This window comes from Fischerella major NIES-592 (assembly GCF_001904645.1).
Lineage (GTDB): Bacteria > Cyanobacteriota > Cyanobacteriia > Cyanobacteriales > Nostocaceae > Fischerella > Fischerella thermalis.
Genome location: NZ_MRCA01000022.1, coordinates 20,192 through 40,434, shown reverse-complemented (window position 1 = coordinate 40,434; position 20,243 = coordinate 20,192). Strand labels below are relative to the sequence as shown.

Genomic DNA, 20,243 nt, shown 5'->3' with positions numbered 1-20,243 from the left:
GGTGATTTTCAACTCGATTAAGTACAACACCTCACAAGAACAGCCCCTCTGTTAACAGGGTGAGGTGCATTTTTAATATCTACCTTCGTGTCTTGGTGTCTTGGTGGTGAAAATAAACCACAAAGACACCAAGACACCAAGAAAAAAACCAATACCTGTCGCAGATACAGCAATCACTCAGTAAATTTCTTGTAATTAAGCGATCGCTGCAATTCTCATTTAAGTGCTATGTAAGATAGAGGTAACTGCTCACTTACAACTACCCATGACCTCAACCCTGGTAAAATTTCCTCGTCTGAATGCACCAAAGCTTCATCGATTACCGAATGGTTTAACGATCATAGCGGAGCAAATGCCGATAGATGCAGTTAACTTGAGTTTGTGGATTAACGTCGGCTCAGCTGTAGAAGCAGATGCGATTAATGGCATGGCTCACTTTTTAGAGCATATGATTTTTAAAGGAACTGAGCAACTAATCAGCGGTGAGTTTGAACGTAGAATTGAAGAGCGGGGTGCTGTTACCAATGCCGCTACTAGCCAGGATTATACCCACTATTATATAACTACTGCTCCGAAGGATTTTGCTGATCTCGCGCCTCTGCAAATTGATGTAGTAGCTAATGCAAGTATTCCTGATGATGCCTTTGAACGGGAAAGGTTGGTAGTTTTAGAAGAAATAAGACGTTCCGAAGATAATCCCCGTCGCCGCACCTACAAAAGGGCGATGGAGATGGCTTTTGCACAACTTCCTTATCGACGTCCGGTATTGGGAGCAGAAGAGGTAATCTCTCACCTCAAACCCCAACAAATGCGAGATTTTCACGCTAGTTGGTATCAACCACCGTCTATAACTGCTGTCGCTGTGGGTAATTTAGCAGTAGAAGAATTAATTGAAATTATTGCAGAAGGCTTTAGCAAATCTCACAATCACCAATCAACAATCAACAAACAACCACCAAAATTTGCTTGTGAACTCCCATTTAGTGAAATTGTCCGACAAGAATTTACTGATGAAAGCTTACAACAAGCACGACTGGTAATGGTTTGGCGAGTTCCAGGCTTAGACAAACTTGATGAAACCTATGCTTTGGATGTTTTGGGAGCAATTCTCGGACATGGACGTACATCCAGATTAGTCCGAGAGTTACGTGAAGAACGTGGACTTGCTTCCCATATTTCTGTGAGTAACATGACTCATAAGTTGCAGGGGACATTTTATATTTCTGCTCACTGTCCAGTAGAAAATTTGGGGTTAGTAGAAGAAGCGATTGCTCAACATATTAGAACCTTACAAACTGAGTTCGTGCAAGAATCAGAAATTGCCCGTGTGCAGAAACGAGTAGCGAATAGATTTATTTTTGGCAACGAGACACCAAGCGATCGCGCAGGTTTATATGGTTATTATCAAACACTAATAGGCGATTTAGAACCAGCCTTTGACTACCCCAGCCATATCCAAGGACAGGACGCAACCAAGTTAATGCAAGCTGCCCAAAAGTATCTTACCCCCAACGCGTACGGTGTAGTAGTAATGAAACCAGTTTAGTTAGTAGTTAGTGGTTAGTGGTTATTTCTCCACTCCTCACACTCTACCCTTACGGGAAGCCGCGCAAAGCGCGTCTACACACTCCTCACACTCCCCATCTCCCCATCAAAACCATGTGGACTGAAATCGACGCCCATATTACCCAAATCACTGGTGAAAATTTTCACTCTACACAACGACGTTCAGTTGGTGGCGGGTGCATCAACCAAGGTTATGCCATATCGGATGGCAAGCTTACCTATTTTGTTAAGCTTAATCAAGCATCCCAAGTTACCATGTTTGAAGCGGAAGCCCTGGGTTTAGAACAAATATACAATACAGGCACTATCCGCGTTCCCAAACCAATCTGTAGTGGAACAGTTGATAATTCTTGCTACTTGGTTTTGGAATGGTTGGAAATGGGTTCAGGTAATGCCAAAACTTGGGAAGAAATGGGGCGTAAGTTAGCGGCGATGCACAAAGCCACTACAGTGAATGGTTTTGGCTGGGACATGAATAATACTATTGGTTCTACGCCCCAAATTAATACTTGGACATCTAATTGGGCAGATTTTTTTAGTAAGCGTCGCCTGGGTTATCAGTTTCAATTAGCAAGGCGACGGGGTGGTAGATTTTCGCAAGCTGAAGATTTACTAGCAGCTATTCCCGAAATATTAGCAGACCACGCTCCCCAACCTTCCCTAGTACACGGTGATTTGTGGGGGGGTAACGCTGGATGTACTGTCAAAGGAGAACCAGTTATTTTCGATCCAGCAACATATTTTGGGGATAGAGAAGTAGATATTGCCATGACCGAACTTTTTGGCGGTTTTCCGGCGGCATTTTATCATGGTTATAACCAAGTGTTTCCCCTAGAACCAGGATATGAACGCAGGAAGACTTTGTATAACTTGTATCACATCCTTAATCACTTTAATTTGTTTGGGGGCGGATATGAGTCGCAAGCAAACAGTATGATTGCAAGGGTTTTACATTCATGAAGGCAGGAGGCTATTTTTCCTTTGTACACAATCCTGCGGCGATCGCATTCAAGCTTCTTTGATATTACGGCAAAGAATGGAAAAAAGTACCGTATTGCAAACCAGGAAACAGATAATTCAATACAATCATAATTACAGAAATAGTAACCAATGTTAGTGTAGCAACTATAGGAGCAGTGGAAAGATATCTTAGCAAATAACGTGCTTCCATGATGATTTCTCCAACCTAAATCAAATTTGTTGAACTTGTATTTTTATTTGGATTATTGAGAGGGTAGCTGTTCAAATACGAATTATCTTGCCTCAATCACTTGGTATATTGGCAAAAACTTTTCAGATAACCTCTCAATATTATTTCAGCGAATTGAAATAGGAATTTCTTCATCCTTGGCAACTAATTCACCAGCTAGTAATTCTTTAATTGCTGCCAGAGGCCAAAATAAAGCCATCACCATACAACTGATGAATAAAGGTACATCAATAAACACTTCTTTTTCTTCTGCTTTATTTTGTTTTTTAATTGCCTGTAGGTAAGACCGACCACTCCAGCCAATAAAACCAGCAGTATACAGAAATATGGCGATCGGAATTGCTACATCAACAGCAAGACTAAGGCGGTCAAGAGCAATCCGAGGTAGACCATCCTCACCACAAAGTAACTGCGAATAAGCTTTTAATGGCATTGTAGTGTAATAACTGTCAGGAGCATTTTTCATCCTTTCTACAAATGCAGGTGATTTATAACAAGGAACCAATGTGGTATTTTCTGCCAATGCAGTAGAAACAGCGCTAAACCAAATAAAAATTGCGAGAATCAGAGCAAATATTCTTTTCATAATTTTGTTGATTGTTGGTTGTTATTAGTTAGTGGTTAGTAGTTGTTGTTTTTTTGATATTTAGACATTACCTTCTATCTGCTGGATAAGTGTTGGCTGCATAAATTATCAAGAGAGCGCAAAAAGATACAGCTGTTATCAAACCAAAGAAAACTCCGGTTGCAGTTGAGGCAAATTGTCCCTCACCATATGCTAAATAAATGTGTTGCATTTAAATACCTCAGTTTATTGGTTAGTAGTTGTTTGTTGGGTGTTGGTTGTTAACTCCTAACTCCTAATTCCTAATTTCCTTATTCCCCAACCTCCCCACCTATAGATTAGTTTCGCAAGCTTGTTCAACTCATATTGATTCCTTCAAGCAAAATTGAGGAATTGACAATCTCTAAAATCATTAATAAGAAAATAAACAACAACAGCATCAAAGCAGCCATTAGTGGTGTAGTACCCCAACCAGAGGTAACTTTACCTGCCTCAGTATTTAATTGTTTGAGTAGATATTGTACAGGTGCGACTTTTTTGGGTTGAAACTTTTGTGATTGCATGGATTCCTCCGACTATTGTTGATGGTATTTGGTAATTTGTAGAGACGCGCCATGGCGCGTCTTTACTGGTGTTTTAGATAACTGGTTGCTTCTTACGTGTGGTTGTGTCTCCCACTTTCTGGAAAACACCAAACTCTACCTGTTCATCAAGTTCTGGGTCAATGCCAGCAAATACATCCCGGTAGATGGTACGAGAACCATGCCAGATGTGTCCGAAAAACCACACCAAAGCAAAGCAAGTGTGGAAAAAGGCAAAAAAGCCCCGGTTACTAGTTCGGAAAACTCCATCGGAATTGTGGATTGTGCGGTCAAATTTAAAAGGTTCACCCAGTTGGGCTTGACGTGCGTACTTCTTGACCGTCATAGGGTCTGTAAACGTTTGACCATCAAGTATCCCGCCAAAGAAGCTGACATTAACGCCAGTTTGCTCAAAGCTGTATTTTGCCTCTGCTCGCTGGAAGGGAATATCTGCACGCACTACACCATCTTTGTCAGTCAGAACTACTGGGAAGGTTTCAAAGAAAGTAGGCATTCGACGAACTGTCAATTCCCGTCCTTCACGGTCTTTGAATACTGGATGACCAAGCCAGCTTTGAGCAACTCCATCTCCATCGACCATTCGACCCACTCGGAATAAACCACCCTTGGCAGGATTATTGCCAATATAGTCGTAGAAAGCTAATTTCTCTGGAATAGCTGACCAAGATTGTGAGAGAGTTTTACCCTCGTCTAAACCCGCTTGCACCCGCCTATCAATCTCTTTTTTAAAGTAGCTTTGATCCCACTGATAACGAGTCGGTCCCCACAGTTCAATAGGTGTGGTGGCAGTACCATACCACATACTACCAGCAGCCACAAAACCTGCAAAAAAGAAAGTGGCCAGCGCACTGGCAAGGACGGTTTCAATATTTCCCATCCTTAGCCCCCTGTACAGTACCTCGGGGGGTCGAACAACTATATGGAAAAGTCCGCCAATAATTCCTACAATACCCGCTGCAATATGGTGAGCAACAACTCCACCAGGATTTTGGGGATTAAAACCCTCTGGTCCCCATACTGGTGCAACTCCTTGAACATGACCAGTTAGCCCGTATGGGTCAGAAACCCACATACCCGGGCCAAAAATACCGGTGAGATGAAAAGCACCAAATCCAAAGCAGAGTAAACCAGCTAAGAATAGGTGAATGCCAAAAATTTTGGGCAAATCTAAAGTTGGTTCGCCCGTTTTGGAGTCGAAGAATGTGGCGAGATCCCAGTAAAACCAGTGCCAGCAAGCAGCCAAGAACTCAAGACCCGAAAAGACAATGTGAGCTATGGCTACAGTTTCAAACGTCCAAAAACCAGGATCTGCGAAGGTTTCACCTGTAATACTCCAGCCTTGCCAAGAATTTGTCACTCCCAAGCGTGCTACAAACGGCATTAAAAAACATCCCTGCCGCCACATGGGATTGAGTACTGGATCGCTAGGATCGTACAAAGCTAGTTCAAACAAAAGCATCGAACCAGCAAAGCCTGCACAAAGGGCATTGTGCATCAGGTGTACAGCAATAAGTCGTCCTGGGTCATTTAAGACCACTGTGTGAACTCTATACCAAGGTAATCCCATTGATTGTGCTTCCTTAGTCAAAAGTCAAGAGTTAAGAGAATTCAATCTCTTATTTAGAACAAAAGTCGTAGGTATGTACCTGATGCTGAATCAGGGAAAAATTTTTTCAAAAAAGACAAAATTACACAAAAAAACATCAACAAAGTTATGTGAACCACGGAGTCAATCATTTGATTTTTGAGCAAATACTGCATAGTCCTAATGGGGAGTGGGGAGATTGGGGATTAGTGATAGGGGATTGGGAAATGGGAAGAGAAGGGAGAGTTTAAGGATTAAGTAATTCCCTATTCCCGATCCCTGATCGCCAACTAATCTAATGGAGGCATGGATAGAACTGGCTCATCTTCTCGGTCTATACCCCTTTCAAAGCCTGCGGCCGCGGCTCTGGCGCGACCGGCATGCCAGAGATGACCAACTAAGAAAAGCAGAGCAAAGACAAAATGTGCAGAAGCCAGCCAGGCACGAGGCCCAACAAAGTTAAAGGAGTTGAGTTCAGTTGCTAAGCCGCCGACAGAATTCAGGGAACCTATAGGTGCATGGGTCATGTACTCAGAAGCACGGCGAATTTGCCAAGGCTGGACATCATGCTGAAGTTTGTCAATATCTAGACCATTGGGGCCACGCAGAGGTTCTAGCCAGGGGGCTTTGACATCCCAAAACCGCATGGTTTCCCCACCAAAGATAATTTCTCCGGTTGGCGATCGCATCAAATATTTCCCCAGACCTGTTGGTCCTTGCGCTGAAGCGACATTTGCTCCTAAATTTTGGTCACGCACGAGAAATACTAGCGCCTGAGCATTGGAAGATTCAGCAACTGTCGGCCCATAAAATTCGCTGGGATAGGCAGTATTGTTAAACCAGATGAACATCGTGGCAATAAATGCTTGCCCGGCTACATTACCCAAACTTTGCGAAAGGTAAGCTTCACCCGACCAAATAAAGGCTTTGTGAGTCCACTTAAAAGGCTTGGTAACAATGTGCCAAATACCACCAAGGATCAGCAGCGAACCGATCCAAATATGACCGCCGACTAAATCCTCTAGGTTGTCAACACTAGCAATATTACCTGCGCCACCTGTAAAACCTTTGAACAGATAACCAAAGATGATTCTGGGGTCAAGAGTAGGATTGGTAACAAGGCGTACAGCACCACCTCCAGGTGCCCAGGTGTCATACAACCCCCCCCACAGCATCGCCTTACCGACAAGTAAGAAGGCGGCGACGCCCAGAGCAATCAGATGATATCCCAAAATGCTAGTGACTTTATCTTTATCACTCCAATCGAAATTGAAGAAACCAGGAAGCTTTTGCGGGCCTTTGAGGGAGTGATAGATGCCACCAAAACCCAAAACAGCAGAGCCAATCAGGTGAAATACAGCGATCGCAAAAAATGGAAAGATATCTACTACCTGACCTCCTGGCCCCACACCAAAACCAAGGGCGGCAATGTGAGGCATTAAGATCAGACCTTGGTCATACATCGGTTTTTCCGGGACATAGTGAGCGACTTCAAACAGCAGCATCGCCCCTGCCCAAAAAGCAATCAGCCCTGCATGGGCAACATGAGCACCTAAAAACCGACCAGATTGGTTAATAAAACGAGCGTTACCAGCCCACCAAGCATATCCAGTGGAGGCTTCATCACGACCTTCACTTGGTGAATTAACAATATAAGCAGGTTTTTGAACTTCGTCTTTTGGTTTTGAAACTTTAGAATCAAAGGGCGTTTCCACAGAACATTACCTCTTCAGGGAATTCAAACTTTTCATGGGGCTAGTCTTGAGTCGCCATCCAGGCTCTGGTTCCCTCATTCAGCATTACCACGGGGCAGTACCTCTTCAGGGAATTGAAATTTTTCATGGGGCTGGTCTTGAGCCGCCATCCACGCTCTAGCTCCCTCGTTCAACAGGATATTTTTGGTATAGAAAGTTTCAAATTCTGGATCTTCGGCTGCGCGGATTTCCTGAGATACAAAGTCATAAGCCCGCAGGTTAAAAGCTAAACCAACCATGCCAATAGAACTCATCCACAAGCCTGTAACTGGCACAAACAACATAAAGAAATGCAACCATCGCTTGTTAGAAAAAGCAATTCCAAAAATCTGTGACCAATAGCGGTTTGCAGTCACAAACGAATAGGTTTCTTCTGCTTGAGTGGGAGAAAATCCCCCAAAAGTGTTAAAGCTTTTGGTGTCTCTAAACAAGGTGTTTTCCACTGTTGCACCATGAATAGCACACAACAGCGCACCTCCCAATACACCAGCGACTCCCATCATGTGAAACGGGTTCAGCGTATAGTTGTGGAAAGCTTGGAAAAATAGTAAGAAACGGAAAATGGCAGCGACCCCAAACGAGGGCGCAAAAAACCAGGAAGATTGTCCTAATGGATAAATGAGAAAGACAGAAACAAATACAGAAATAGGAGCAGAAAAAGCGATCGCATTGTAGGGTCGAACGCCAACTGCACGAGCAATCTCAAATTGGCGCAGCATGAAGCCGATTAAACCAAAGACACCATGCAAAGCAACAAAATTCCACAAACCACCAATTTGACACCAGCGGGTAAAATCTCCCTGCGCCTCTGGTCCCCACAAAAACAGCAAGGAATGTCCCATGCTATCAGCAGGAGTGGAAACAGCCGCAGTCAGGAAATTACAGCCTTCCAAATAAGAACTCACAATCCCGTGAGTATACCAAGAAGTAACGAAAGTCGTACCAGTAAACCAACCCCCAATCGCCAGGTAAGCACAGGGAAAGAGTAACAAACCCGACCAACCAATAAACACAAAGCGATCGCGTTTCAGCCAGTCATCGAGGACATAAAACCATTCAAACCCCCTTGTCCGTGAGGGTCTAATTGCAATGGTCATAATCACTTATCCTTTTGCTAAAAAACTTTGTTCACCAATCCGACCGACCATCATTCATAAAATAAGGAGCACCTGGAAAGGAAAGAGCTTGAATAATGTAGTCGAAATAAGAAGTGACTTCCGCAGCATCTTCATCACCAAGCAGTGCTTGAGCTTCTTCCTTAATACAACGCACCGCCTCAACCCAATTAGAGAGCGGAATTCCTAAAGATTGATACATTTGTTGCATTCCCACTGTGCCAATTTCCGTCAACGGCTGCTCATTTCCTGCCAAAACACAATAGGCAACTAAACGGATATACCAACCTTGATCGCGTTGACAGGAAGCTGTTTTCCTCATATTGCCGCTATTACTGGGTGTCACTGGACACCGCTTCCAGAACTTCTGGCTAGCTCTTTCTACAAGCCGATTTTGGTTACTCGCCAAAGTTGTAGCAATGCGAATCCGTTTGTCCCCCGAATGGCAAAAATTTTGAATCATGCGGATTTCTCCGGGGGTAGGATAGCGCATCTGTTCATCAGCGTTCTCAATTACCTGCTTTACAAGACTCATATCAATTTTGGATTTTGGATTTGGCAATTAGGATTAGCTCTTTGTGTCTTTGTGTCTTTGTGTTTCAAAAAAAGATTTTTCACCACCAAGACACAAAGACACCAAGAAAACCAAATTTTTCGCAATCAGACTGGATTGATATAGCTTTGTTCGTTTTCAGACTCAATCACTGGAGTTAGTTCTGGTTCCAACTTTTGTTCTTGGAGGTTAGTCTCACACTCATTTACCAACTCTGGCAAAGTTTGCGTTTGTCCGTTGCGGTGGTTGGGAACAAACCTGTCTAATTGTGATGGGGATGACAGCAAAGATTTTGCCGATAGATTTACGGCGTAAGATGATTTTGGCGATCGCATTGCAAAACCTCTGGGTGTAACATAGCGTTCATAAGGAACTGTATCTTCTCCAAAAGTTTGCATATATTCTGGGCTATCGATGATTTCATCAATCAGTGTGTAAAAGCCTTGATTTGCAGAGATGTCGTAGTAATGATTCATTTCTTGTCGCCCGTAGGTAGGACGGCCCAACAAGCGCCGATGGATGTATTCAATCGCCTTAGTTATGTATAGTGGTTCCCAAAACATTCTGCGGAATAATTTAGATTTGGCTAATTGGCGGATAAACTCCCGCATGGTAATTGCACCACTTAGGAGTGCTGATTCTGCAACTGTTATACGCTGACCTTCAAAGACATCACGTCCAAATACTTGTCGATAAGCCACTTGAATTACTGTGGATGGGGAATTTTTCGCGAGGCTGACGTTGGATGGTGCTTGTTTTCCATTTACTGGAGATGTTGTGTGTAACTTCTCTGGATGATCTAACTTGATTACCTTTGCCAAAGTGCCTGGAACTTGTCCCAAGCCATTGGAGCTAATCAGAATGCGGCGGTTATCTTTACCAAAGGGTGCAGGACTGTGGAGAGTGATTGCGGGTAAAGTATCTACAGGGAAAATTGCACCAAATTGAATTTCGAGGGGGTCGTTACCAGAACCGTAAGGATGCTGATTGGGTAATGGTTTGGTGTATTTGCCAAACAGGGTGACAAACTGGGGTACTTTGTGAACAACAGTGCTGTATTTAAACAAATCTATTTGTGGCCCCCAATTACGGCACTCTTGAGCTTCTTGTCCCAAGCCACGCAGATATGGTACTGTTTCCTCGCCAAAGTAGTCAGCGTATTCTTGGGAATCTACCAAAGTGTCAACTAGCTTAGGTAAACCACCTTTGGTAACTACAGCAAAGTATTCTTGGAACTCTTCTAGAGAACTCAATCCCCGTCCCAAAAAGTGACGCATTGCCAATTCAATCACGCGACTGATGGTGTACGGCTCCCAGAAAAGTCTGCGGTAGAGGCGAGATTTACCTAAACGACGAACAAATTCCTTCATGGAAATTTGTCCACCCTTGACTTGGGACTCCAATTCATCTACAGGGAAACCATAGGTAGCAGTCACATCGCGCTCAAAGACTTGCCGATAGGCAGCTTTTATGACTCCTTGCTTTTCTGTCTCTGGTAAGACGGATTTCATTACATATTTGAGTCGCGTCTGGGAGGCGATCGCATAACTTTGAGGCAATACTAAACCCTGTTGCTCGTCGGAAACCCCTATTCTTAGTTGGGCCGGAGGTTTTTCAACAAGGTATTCCGATATTAATACTTGAAAATTATGTTTGATAATTTCCTGTGCCTCAGCATCATTTGCAAAGTAATTTAGGGATTGACGTTGCATTTCTTTAAGAGCAACGACAGTAGCATCTGTTACATCTTCTGGAATGATGCCGCGCAAGCCTCTGGCATTAGCTGACAAAATACTAGTATCACCAGCAACAATGGCATAAGTTATATAACGTAAAAACCACGCTAAGTCTCGCATAGACCGTTTCATTCTTGTTGGCCCATAGCGAGAAATATTGATAAAACGGAAACCTTCCGGGAGTGGATCTCTGTCAGTGAACAGGGTACGCGCTTGTTCCCACCAACCCCTTAAAGGATTGAAAAATCTTGGCGTTGGTATTAAATTTACCCGTTCCTTATCCGGAACATAACCATTTCTTCGTGCTGCACTCAGGTAATCCTCACCTACATAGTAACCAGAACCTGGCAATCCTAAAGGATCTTGGGGTTTTTCCAAGTAATCCATGGGAAAACCGCCAACAAAAATCCGATTTGCCCCCACAGATACAATTTCATCTGCATTTTTAGTTAGCGTTTCTACAATTTCTAAACGCTTATTACCAGAACTAAAAAATGACTTTAGCTCCTGAAGTTCAGTACGCTTTAAACAGCGGTCTTGTTGTTCTGCTTGTGAAATAACTGCAATAGGTACAGTTTGATATAGTTGTGGATGAGCAACTGAAATACTACTACTTGCTTTAGCACTCATTTTTTATTTGTTGGTTGTTGTTTGTTATTTGTTGTTTGTTGTTAGTATTAGCAACTAACCACTAACTACTAACTACTAACCAATTAAGGCATCAAACTCTGAATCAAATAGTCAAAATAAGGTGCTATTTCGGTGGCATCTTCTAAGGTAAATAAGTCTAAAGATACTTCTTTAAGGCAACGAATTGCTTCTACTAGATTGGGCAGGGGAATCTCTAGAGATTCGTACATTTCTTTCACTCCAATAGTACCAATTGCTGCTAAAGGCTCTACATCACCCACTACCACAGCATAAGTAATCAAACGAATGTACCAACTTTGATCGCGCAAGCACGAATTTCGATACATTCTATTACCACTATTACTAGGTGTATTTGGACAGCGTTCCCAAAATTTTAGACTTGCTTTTTCTACAATTTTTTGTTCATTTTCCGTTAGAGTCATGGCAAGATTCAGCCGAGAAACTCCACTTTCATAAAACTCTTGAATTGCACTTAACTCACCAGCGTTGAGATACCGAGCTTCGCGATCGGCATTTACAATTGATTTTATAATAATGCTCATTGGTAATAGGGAATTGTTAATTGCTAGTAAAAAAGTATGAATTGGAAATTGGGAATGGGAGTTGATGATTAATCGTTTTTCCCTATTCCCTATTTATTGGTCTTCAGCTCAAGCCAGAAGCAATGTAGTCGAAATAAACACCCATTTCTTTACCCGCATCAGCACCTATCATGCTATTAGTTACTTCCTTCATTGCTTGCACTGCTCGTATAGTTGCACCAATGGGAACACCCAACGAGTTATAAGTTTCCCTCAAACCATTCAAAATGCGCTCGTCTAAAATTGAGGGATCGCCAGCCAACATGGCGTAGGTAGCATAGCGCAAAAAGTAATCTAAGTCTCGAACACAAGCAGCATAACGACGACAGGTATACATATTGCCGCCAGGAGCGGTGATATCTGTATAAAGCAGAGATTTTGCTACTGTTTGAGTAACGATAGTTTTGGCATTAGCACTAATCGTAGTAGCAGCACGCGCTCGCATATCACCAGTATGGTAGTAGTGTTGTAGCTTCTCTAAAGAATTGTTATCCAGGTATTTTCCTTGAACGTCAGAAGAATTAATCAAAGAAGTAATTGCGTCTTGCATAATCCTGTATCCTTAATTTGAGTATTCGAGTAATAGATATTTAAGAAAAGACGAAAAATGAAGTATAAATTTATTTTTTATTTTTCATACTTCATTATTCATCTGTTACTCCTTCCTATGACAACGCTCTAATGATGTAGTCAAAATATGGGCCTACCTCAACAGCATCTTCCTCACTCATCATGGATACAGCTTCTTCTTTAATGCAGCGCATTGCTTCTACTATATTTCTGAGTGGAATCTCTAAATTGTTGTACATCTCTTTAATGCCAATAGTGCCTATTTCTTCTAAGGGTTTCTCACTGCCTGCCAAGACCGAATAAGCAACTAAGCGAACATACCAACCTTGATCGCGCTGACAGGAAGCTGTTTTTCGCTCGTTACCACTATTACTAGGAGTATTAGGACAGCGTTCCCAGAATTTTTGGCTACCACGTTGCACAATTAGTTGTTCATTTTCTGCCAAGATTTTTGCAATCCGAATTCGTTGGTCTCCTGTTTTCACAAAGTCTTGAAAAATTCTTAGCTCTTTAGGAGCAGGATAGCGAGATTCACTATCGGCATTGAGAATTAATTCGGTGACGACGCTCATAAATTACTCCTGATTTTTTTAGTTAGTGGTTAGTGGTTAGTGGTTAGTAGTTAGTGGTTAGTAGTTAGTGGTTAGTGGTTAGTAGCTTACAAATAACAACCAACCAACACCAAACAACAACCAACAACTAACAACAAATCGATTAGGAAATGGTTCAGTTGTCAGGGAGGAATCAAACTGACAACTGAAAACCGACTAGGCAGTGATGGAAGGCGCTGTGATTGCGACAGGAACAGCTTCACCACCAGCAAGATCCAGTGGGAAATTATGAGCATTCCGTTCGTGCATCACTTCAAAGCCTAAGTTTGCTCGGTTCAACACATCAGCCCAACTGGGGAGTACACGTCCTTGAGAATCAAGAATGGAATTATTAAAGTTGAAGCCATTCAGGTTAAACGCCATTGTGCTGATGCCTATAGCAGTACCCCATATACAAATCACTGGCCAAGCTGCGAGGAAAAAGTGCAAGGAACGGCTATTGTTAAAGCTGGCGTACTGAAAAATTAGTCGACCAAAGTAACCATGGGCTGCAACGATGTTATAAGTCTCTTGTTCTTGACCAAATTTATAACCGTAGTTCTGCGATTCTAATTCTGTGGTTTCACGGATGAGACTTGATGTCACTAGTGAACCGTGCATTGCACAGAACAGCGAACCTCCCAAGACTCCAGCGACTCCAATCATGTGTAAGGGATGCATGAGAATGTTATGTTCCGCTTGGAACACAAACATAAAATTGAAAGTGCCGCTGATACCCATAGGCAGACCGTCAGAGAAGCTGCCTTGTCCAATTGGGTAAATCAAGAATACTGAAGTTGTAGCGGCAAGAGGAGCGCTGTAGGCAACTGCAATCCAAGGACGCATTCCCAGACGGTATGATAATTCCCACTCACGCCCCATGTAGCAAGCAAGGGCTGGAATGTAGTGGAAACCAATCATTTGATATGGCCCGCCGTTGTAGAGCCATTCGTCCATAGAAGCTGCTTCCCAAATGGGGTAAAAGTGCAGTCCAATCGCGTTGGACATAGGAACTACGGCGGCGGTAATGATATTGTTGCCGTAGAGTAGTGAACCGGATACTGGTTCGCGGATGCCGTCAATATCCACTGGGGGAGCGGCAATAAAGGCGATCGTAAAGACGCAGATAGAAACTCCTAACAGAGGAATCATCAAGACGCCGAACCAGCCAATATACAGGCGATTTTCGGTACTAGTTACCCAGTCGCAGAACCTGTCCCAAGCTGGGAAACGGCTCGTTGGTCGTGTGGAAATAGTAGTCATAAAAAATTCCAAATTGAAAATTCAAGATGCCTACTTCCAAGGCACTACTTCACCTGCTGTTAAGTTTTCAGGGAAGTCATAAATATGGCGTTCATCTAAAATTTTTATCCCTAAAGAAGCCCAATCAATTGTGTCTGCCCAAGTGTGAATAATCTGCCCTTGGCTTTTGATCTCAGGCTGATGGAATTGCAAGTAGTCAAAGTCAAACGCAGCAATGTCTACACCTAAAGCCGCAGACCAAATTCCTGCTACTGGTAAAGCTGCCAAGAAGAAGTGCAATTTGCGAGAGTTAGGAAAACTGACACGATGCCATATCAAGTGCCATAGATAAACTTGGGCTGACCTAAAATTATAGGTTGGGTGTTGTTGACCAAGTTTATACCCTTTGTTAATTGATTCAGATTCGCTGTGATTATGACTGCGAATTAGGGTAGATGTGACTAGGGAACCGTGCATTGCAGCCGCAAAAGCACCACCCAAAACTCCAATCACTCCTAACTGATGCAAAGGATTCATCAAGATGTTGTGGTCTGCTTGAAACTGCAACATGAAGTGAAATGTGCCAGATATTCCTAAAGGCATTCCCGCAGATAAGCTACCCTGTCCCACTGGGTAGATTAACAACACTGAGACAGCTGCGGCGACGGGAGCAGTAAATGCTAGAGAAATCCACGGACGCATTCCCAAGCGGTAACTTAGTTCCCATTCCCGGTCCTGATAGGCGATGATGCCAATCAAAAAATGCAGCACAATCATTTGATATGGCCCACCATTGTAAAGCCACTCATCAATGGAAGCTGCTTCCCAAATTGGATAAAAATGCAGACCAATTGCAGCCGATGTTGGCACAACAGCAGCAGTGATAATGTTATTTCCAGAAAGTATTGAACCGGAAATGGGCGCACCTATTCCATCCATGTCTACAGGAGGAGCAGCGATGATGGCGATGATAAAAACAGTTGTTGCTGTTAAGATGCAAGGAATCATCAACACACCAAACCAACCGACATATAGTCTGTTTTCTGTGCTGGTAACCCATGAACAAAATTTTTCCCAATGATTAACTTTTTTGCGTCTTTCTGAGAGTTTGTTTGCTGTTGGCTCAGAAGTGTAATTGCTACTATCTGAGGTTGCAATTACATGGTCTGACTCTAGCTTCATACTCAATACATCCTCATTGAATGGGCAGGAGTTTCCATCGCAGCACACTCTCACACCAGAGGCGATGGCAGGGCTATATATTTGCAGTCAAACCTTCATCAGCTACGACGAAAATATTATTCAAGATTGATGAAAAGCAGAATAGTGAAAAAACATGAAGAACTAATGAAGGAATTAATTTTCTTTACAGAAATTTACAAAATCATCATTGATAGGTAAATTTGAGCAGTTTCCAGATAATAACTCTTAATAGAGACGTAGTAATGCTACATGTGGTAATCCGGTGAAATTACGGAAATTTTTTGATAAAGAGTCTGATAATTGTTCGCTAGCTACATCTTTGGAACATTTGAGGATGTGTAAAAAATTACTCTAGTTTTTATAAAAATAAGTGAAGAAATAAAAATTTTATTGAAGCTAAGTAACTAGTTTTGTGAGAAATCTGTTAATAATGATTGTAATTGTCAACACGATAATATATTTAGTATGCCCAACTATCCTAAAATGGGAAAATATTAGTAACATTTTTGTGAACAATCAGTTATTTTTTATTAACCAAACTTTTGATATTCTTGATTTTGATTTTTTGGCGATTATTTCTGATTAATTCAGAACTTGTACATTTTTAAAAAATACTTTCATTTTGTAGGCGGAGCCTTCCTAAAGGGTGCGGAGCGATCGCATGACAATTATAAAACGCTGCTTATTAACAATTCTGAAAGGTGAAAAGGCAAATATCCCCAGTTTATCTTTCTCTTGAAGTCTGCCTTAGACATCACCAAAAGATGATCTAAAAAGTCAACTAATTAATCGCGAATGTCACGCTTGCTTAACCGATATGTTCAAGTGGGGAAATTTCTCCAAGCTATCCAAGCTCAAAACCTAAGCGTGTGATTTCGATATATTCCCACTAATCACAGGGTGATATTTCATGAGACTTTTATTAGTTGAAGATGATGAGTGTATTGCCAATACTCTAGAAAATATTCTTGGGAATCAACATTATGTTGTCGATATTGCAAATGATGGGGAATTAGGCTGGGAGCTTGTAGAGACTTTCAACTATGACTTAATTTTGTTGGATGTCATGCTACCGAAGTTGGACGGTATTCAGCTTTGTCAAAGGTTACGTTCTCATAACTATCAAGCTCCCGTGCTGTTATTAACAGCGCAAAACTCTAGCACTCATAAAGTAATGGGATTGGATGCTGGAGCAGATGATTATCTTGTTAAACCTTTTGACATGTCAGAATTATTAGCTCGAATTCGGGTTTTATTGCGGCGGCGAAATTCAACTCTACAAACGGTTTTGGAATGGGAAAACCTGCGTCTTGATCCTGGTAAATGTGAAGTTGTCTATAACAATCACCTTCTCAATTTAACTCCCAAAGAATATCGTTTGCTAGAACTTTTTCTTCGCAACGGACATCAAGTTTTTAGCCGCGGCGACATTTTAGAACACTTGTGGTCAACGGAAGAAGCTCCCCAAGAAGATACAGTTACAGCTCACATTAAAGGTTTGCGACAAAAACTCAAACAAGCAGGAGCGGAGAATAATTTTATTGAAACGGTGTATGGTCTGGGTTATCGCCTGAAAGTACCTACATCTTCCAAAAAATTGCCACAAAAAACAAAAGAAAATCACAGATTAAATGGTGTAAAACCAAGTAAAAAACAACAGATAAAAGATTTATTTTATGAGGCTCAAGATTTACATGATAATATACAACAAACCAAAGCAGCGTTAACTAAATTGTGGGAGAAGTTGAAAGTTAAGAATTGCGATCGCATCATCATCCTAGAGCAAGCCACAGAAGCATTACTAGAAAACAACCTGGGAGACGAATTAAGACAAAAAGCACAACAAGCAGCACATAAACTGGCGGGGGCTTTGGGTATTTTTGGTTTTACCAAAGGTTCGCGTTTGGCTTTTGAAGTTGAGCAGATGTTGCGATCGCATATGAACACTAATCAAAACCAAGTGTTGCATTTGTACAACTTGGTTATAGCCTTGAAGCAAGAAATACAGCAGCCTGCGTTTGCAGAACTAGAGAAAATACTTTGCCATGATGTTTTAGATGATGCCATCGAATAATCCCCATTCCAAGGCGTTAAATCAGACTAACACTGCTGGTGAAAAGCAAATCACTTCTTTAGAAGTATTGCTACATCGGATAATGAATCGCATTCGCCAATCTCTGGAATTACCAGCGATACTCTCAATAACTGTTGCCGAAATCCGTGGATTCTTGGAGACTGACCGCGTTAAAATCTATCGATTTGATACAGATGGTAGTGGTGAAGTTGTGGCAGAGTCGGTTGATAAAGAACGTCTACCATCCTTACTAGGGCAACACTTCCCTGCTCAGGATATTCCATCTGAAGCTCGAGAATTATTTTTGTTGGCTCGTCAGCGTTCAATTGTGGATGTAGGAACACAACAAATTGGACTCAGCCCTGCTCCGGAAGCTGACGAATCCATCAAACTCAAAAATGACATTCGATTTCGCTCGGTAGACCCCTGCCATGTAGAATACCTCACCTCAATGGGAGTGCAATCTTCTTTAGTAGTGCCAATTTTGCATCGCGAGCAATTATGGGGCTTATTAGTTTCCCATCATAGTTTACCGCGCCAAATAACAGAGCGAGAATTACAAGTGGTGCAGTTAGTCGCAGATCAATTATCAATTGCGATCGCTCAGTCTACTCTCCTCGAACAAAGCCGCCTCCAAGCCCAACAAGAAGCCACAATTAACCGCGTTGCCAAACTGCTACACTCCATGACACAGATGCAGGTGCAACAAGCACTAGAATTAACTGTATCAGCACTACAAGGCGCAGGCGGCAGAGTTTGCATTACCCCCCAGAACCCTGCTGAGGAAGCACAATTGTTCACCATCGGAGAACAGCCGATTTTTCCTGTTAATCAGGGGAGCAGGAGACAAAGGAAACAAAGGGGACAAGGGGGAGTAATAAATTCTTCATTTTCCCCCCTCGAAGAACATCCTAGCTGGCGAGAATGGCTAAGAATGGAAACAACTGTTGTTGAAGAAAGCCCAGTTTGGGTTGTTAATGATTTGTATCAAGCGGCACTACAGTCAGATTTAGCACAGGCGTTTTTGAAGTCTGGGATTCGTACTTTGTTAATTGTGCGCTTGCAATATCGGCAGCAGATTTTGGGTTATTTAAGTATTTTTCGTAACGAAATAGACATAGAAACTATCTGGGCGCGACGACCAGACCGCGATGATGAGAGACATTTGTCTCCGATTAAATCTTTTGAGGTGTGGCGAGAGTTGAAGCGAGGTCAAGTCCAAGCATGGAAAGCTACGGAAATTGAACTTGCCCAAGCTTTGGCTAGTCACTTTGCGATCGCAATTCATCAATATCAACTGTATCAGCAAGTCAATGCTCTCAACGCCAACTTGCAGTGCGATATCGAAGAGCGCAAGCAAGCTGAGAAAAAAATCTGTGCATTGAATGCCGAATTAGAGCAACGAGTTCAAGAGCGAACCGCAGAGTTACGACGAGCCAATAGACGATTGTTGGAAGAAATCAACGAACGAGAACGCGCACTTCGCGATCGCAAGCAAACACAAGCCTCACTAGAACGCCTTAGTCGGCAAAGCGAGTTAATTTTGAACTCAGCCGGCGAGGGAATTTATGGTTTAAATTGTCACGGCAAAATTACTTTTGTAAATCCAGCAGCAGCAAGAATGCTGGGATATGGGGTGAAAGAACTAATCAATCTATTTATGCACGAAGTCGTGAAGCATTCTAAACCCGACGGTGTCCGCTATTTTTTGGAAGATAACCCCATCTACGCTACCTTGCAAAATGGAACAGTACAACATGTTACTGACGACATATTCTACCGCCGCGATGGGTCAAAATTTCCAGTCGAATATGTCTCTACACCAATTCGAGAACAAAAAAAAATTGTTGGTGCTGTAGTTATTTTTAAGGATATAACCGAACGACAAATAATAGAACGGATGAAGGATGAATTTGTTTCTGTTGTCAGCCATGAGTTACGAACACCTTTAACCTCAATTCGCAGTGCTTTAGGTTTGTTGGCGCGGGGTTCCTTAAACAATCAACCCGAAAAAAGTCAGCGGATGTTAGAAATTGCCTTTGATAACACTAACCGCTTAGTGCGTTTGATTAATGACATCCTTGATATTGAGCGTATCAACTCAGGTAAAGTGACGATGCACAAACAGATATGTAACGTCACTGACTTGATGATTCAAGCTGTGGATGAAATGCGAGCCATGGCTGAGAAAGCAGAAATTCACCTAGAACTGACACCAGCATCAGTGCAACTATGGGCAGATCCAGACCGTATCATCCAGACAATTACTAACTTACTCAGCAACGCTATCAAATTCTCGCCTCCAGGTAGCACAGTATGGCTAAGTGTTGAACTTCAACAAGAGGGGAAAGTGAGGAAAGCCGATTGTGTGGAGAAAAATAAATTTACTACTTCCCCTACTTCCTATCTCTTGTTCCAAATCAAAGATCAAGGGCGAGGTATTCCTGAAGATAAACTAGAGACAATTTTTGACCGCTTTCAGCAAGTCGATGCTTCTAATTCCCGTCATCAAGGGGGTACTGGCTTGGGATTAGCAATTTGTCGCAGCATAGTACAACAGCATGGAGGCAGAATCTGGGCAGAGAGTATTTTAGGGAAGGGTAGCACCTTCTATTTCACGTTACCTATTAGTCAGTAATTGGGTAT

The 20,243-nt window shown here is 42.4% G+C and carries 17 protein-coding genes; 4 read left to right on the top strand and 13 right to left on the bottom strand.

Features of this window, described 5'->3' with window-relative positions:
- Positions 1-265: 265 nt before the first annotated feature.
- Together NIES592_RS22785 and NIES592_RS22780 are read left to right on the top strand one after the other, a co-directional pair.
- On the top strand, positions 266-1,546 hold the full coding sequence (locus NIES592_RS22785) for a M16 family metallopeptidase (RefSeq protein WP_073556988.1): 1,281 nt from the start codon (positions 266-268) through the stop codon (positions 1,544-1,546).
- Positions 1,547-1,659: 113 nt separating this feature from the next.
- Entirely contained in the window at positions 1,660-2,526 is an 867-nt protein-coding gene (locus NIES592_RS22780) for a fructosamine kinase family protein (RefSeq protein WP_073556987.1), read from the top strand.
- A gap of 64 nt (positions 2,527-2,590) precedes the next feature.
- Here NIES592_RS22780 and NIES592_RS22775 read toward each other — a convergent pair whose 3' ends face one another.
- From NIES592_RS22775 to NIES592_RS22715, 13 genes are all read right to left on the bottom strand, one after another.
- A complete protein-coding gene (locus NIES592_RS22775) occupies positions 2,591-2,737 on the bottom strand; it encodes a photosystem I reaction center subunit IX (RefSeq protein ID WP_071846743.1) in 147 nt (48 codons plus the stop codon).
- 145 nt (positions 2,738-2,882) lie between these two features.
- Positions 2,883-3,362, bottom strand: coding sequence for a Photosystem I reaction center subunit III (locus tag NIES592_RS22770; protein ID WP_062246801.1), 480 nt, complete (start codon positions 3,360-3,362; stop codon positions 2,883-2,885).
- A 335-nt stretch (positions 3,363-3,697) separates the two neighbouring features.
- The gene (gene psbH, locus NIES592_RS22765) at positions 3,698-3,904 is read right to left on the bottom strand and encodes a photosystem II reaction center phosphoprotein PsbH (protein ID WP_062246799.1); all 207 of its coding nucleotides are present in this window, start codon (positions 3,902-3,904) and stop codon (positions 3,698-3,700) included.
- A 73-nt stretch (positions 3,905-3,977) separates the two neighbouring features.
- On the bottom strand, positions 3,978-5,510 hold the full coding sequence (psbB, locus tag NIES592_RS22760) for a photosystem II chlorophyll-binding protein CP47 (protein WP_062246797.1): 1,533 nt from the start codon (positions 5,508-5,510) through the stop codon (positions 3,978-3,980).
- A 308-nt stretch (positions 5,511-5,818) separates the two neighbouring features.
- A complete protein-coding gene (gene psbC / locus NIES592_RS22755) occupies positions 5,819-7,243 on the bottom strand; it encodes a photosystem II reaction center protein CP43 (protein ID WP_073556986.1) in 1,425 nt (474 codons plus the stop codon).
- Between the two features lie 74 nt (positions 7,244-7,317).
- Positions 7,318-8,379, bottom strand: coding sequence for a photosystem II D2 protein (photosystem q(a) protein) (gene psbD, locus NIES592_RS22750; protein ID WP_073556985.1), 1,062 nt, complete (start codon positions 8,377-8,379; stop codon positions 7,318-7,320).
- A gap of 31 nt (positions 8,380-8,410) precedes the next feature.
- On the bottom strand, positions 8,411-8,932 hold the full coding sequence (apcD, locus tag NIES592_RS22745; protein ID WP_062246792.1) for an allophycocyanin subunit alpha-B: 522 nt from the start codon (positions 8,930-8,932) through the stop codon (positions 8,411-8,413).
- 125 nt (positions 8,933-9,057) lie between these two features.
- The gene (locus NIES592_RS22740; RefSeq protein ID WP_073556984.1) at positions 9,058-11,316 is read right to left on the bottom strand and encodes a phycobilisome rod-core linker polypeptide; all 2,259 of its coding nucleotides are present in this window, start codon (positions 11,314-11,316) and stop codon (positions 9,058-9,060) included.
- A gap of 83 nt (positions 11,317-11,399) precedes the next feature.
- A complete protein-coding gene (apcD, locus tag NIES592_RS22735; RefSeq protein ID WP_009453700.1) occupies positions 11,400-11,879 on the bottom strand; it encodes an allophycocyanin subunit alpha-B in 480 nt (159 codons plus the stop codon).
- A gap of 103 nt (positions 11,880-11,982) precedes the next feature.
- Complete coding sequence (gene apcB, locus NIES592_RS22730; protein WP_009453701.1) at positions 11,983-12,468, bottom strand: allophycocyanin subunit beta; 486 nt, start codon at positions 12,466-12,468, stop codon at positions 11,983-11,985.
- A gap of 115 nt (positions 12,469-12,583) precedes the next feature.
- Positions 12,584-13,060 (bottom strand): allophycocyanin subunit alpha-B, encoded by a 477-nt coding sequence (apcD, locus tag NIES592_RS22725; RefSeq protein WP_062246786.1) that lies wholly within the window; start codon positions 13,058-13,060, stop codon positions 12,584-12,586.
- A 195-nt stretch (positions 13,061-13,255) separates the two neighbouring features.
- Positions 13,256-14,341, bottom strand: a complete 1,086-nt coding sequence (psbA, locus tag NIES592_RS22720) for a photosystem II q(b) protein (RefSeq protein WP_062246785.1) — start codon at positions 14,339-14,341, stop codon at positions 13,256-13,258.
- A gap of 30 nt (positions 14,342-14,371) precedes the next feature.
- Positions 14,372-15,502: a photosystem II q(b) protein gene (locus NIES592_RS22715; protein ID WP_082720488.1), complete on the bottom strand. Its 1,131-nt coding sequence runs from the start codon at positions 15,500-15,502 to the stop codon at positions 14,372-14,374.
- 931 nt (positions 15,503-16,433) lie between these two features.
- Between NIES592_RS22715 and NIES592_RS22710 the strand changes: the two genes are divergently transcribed.
- Both NIES592_RS22710 and NIES592_RS22705 read left to right on the top strand, forming a co-directional pair.
- Positions 16,434-17,597, top strand: a complete 1,164-nt coding sequence (locus NIES592_RS22710; protein ID WP_062246783.1) for a response regulator — start codon at positions 16,434-16,436, stop codon at positions 17,595-17,597.
- The gene (locus NIES592_RS22705) at positions 17,584-20,235 is read left to right on the top strand and encodes an ATP-binding protein (RefSeq protein WP_073556995.1); all 2,652 of its coding nucleotides are present in this window, start codon (positions 17,584-17,586) and stop codon (positions 20,233-20,235) included. The genes NIES592_RS22710 and NIES592_RS22705 overlap by 14 nt, the downstream gene beginning before the upstream one ends.
- Positions 20,236-20,243: the final 8 nt, after the last annotated feature.

What these genes read in the sequence shown, in the direction of transcription:
- NIES592_RS22785 (WP_073556988.1), top strand. Translation starts at nt 266, where the DNA reads ATGACCTCAACCCTGGTAAAATTTCCTCGTCTGAATGCACCAAAGCTT.
- NIES592_RS22780 (WP_073556987.1), top strand. Translation starts at nt 1,660, where the DNA reads ATGTGGACTGAAATCGACGCCCATATTACCCAAATCACTGGTGAAAAT.
- NIES592_RS22775 (WP_071846743.1), bottom strand. Translation starts at nt 2,737, where the DNA reads ATGGAAGCACGTTATTTGCTAAGATATCTTTCCACTGCTCCTATAGTT.
- NIES592_RS22770 (WP_062246801.1), bottom strand. Translation starts at nt 3,362, where the DNA reads ATGAAAAGAATATTTGCTCTGATTCTCGCAATTTTTATTTGGTTTAGC.
- psbH (WP_062246799.1), bottom strand. Translation starts at nt 3,904, where the DNA reads ATGCAATCACAAAAGTTTCAACCCAAAAAAGTCGCACCTGTACAATAT.
- psbB (WP_062246797.1), bottom strand. Translation starts at nt 5,510, where the DNA reads ATGGGATTACCTTGGTATAGAGTTCACACAGTGGTCTTAAATGACCCA.
- psbD (WP_073556985.1), bottom strand. Translation starts at nt 8,379, where the DNA reads ATGACCATTGCAATTAGACCCTCACGGACAAGGGGGTTTGAATGGTTT.
- apcD (WP_062246792.1), bottom strand. Translation starts at nt 8,932, where the DNA reads ATGAGTCTTGTAAAGCAGGTAATTGAGAACGCTGATGAACAGATGCGC.
- NIES592_RS22740 (WP_073556984.1), bottom strand. Translation starts at nt 11,316, where the DNA reads ATGAGTGCTAAAGCAAGTAGTAGTATTTCAGTTGCTCATCCACAACTA.
- apcD (WP_009453700.1), bottom strand. Translation starts at nt 11,879, where the DNA reads ATGAGCATTATTATAAAATCAATTGTAAATGCCGATCGCGAAGCTCGG.
- apcB (WP_009453701.1), bottom strand. Translation starts at nt 12,468, where the DNA reads ATGCAAGACGCAATTACTTCTTTGATTAATTCTTCTGACGTTCAAGGA.
- apcD (WP_062246786.1), bottom strand. Translation starts at nt 13,060, where the DNA reads ATGAGCGTCGTCACCGAATTAATTCTCAATGCCGATAGTGAATCTCGC.
- psbA (WP_062246785.1), bottom strand. Translation starts at nt 14,341, where the DNA reads ATGACTACTATTTCCACACGACCAACGAGCCGTTTCCCAGCTTGGGAC.
- NIES592_RS22715 (WP_082720488.1), bottom strand. Translation starts at nt 15,502, where the DNA reads ATGAAGCTAGAGTCAGACCATGTAATTGCAACCTCAGATAGTAGCAAT.
- NIES592_RS22710 (WP_062246783.1), top strand. Translation starts at nt 16,434, where the DNA reads ATGAGACTTTTATTAGTTGAAGATGATGAGTGTATTGCCAATACTCTA.
- NIES592_RS22705 (WP_073556995.1), top strand. Translation starts at nt 17,584, where the DNA reads ATGCCATCGAATAATCCCCATTCCAAGGCGTTAAATCAGACTAACACT.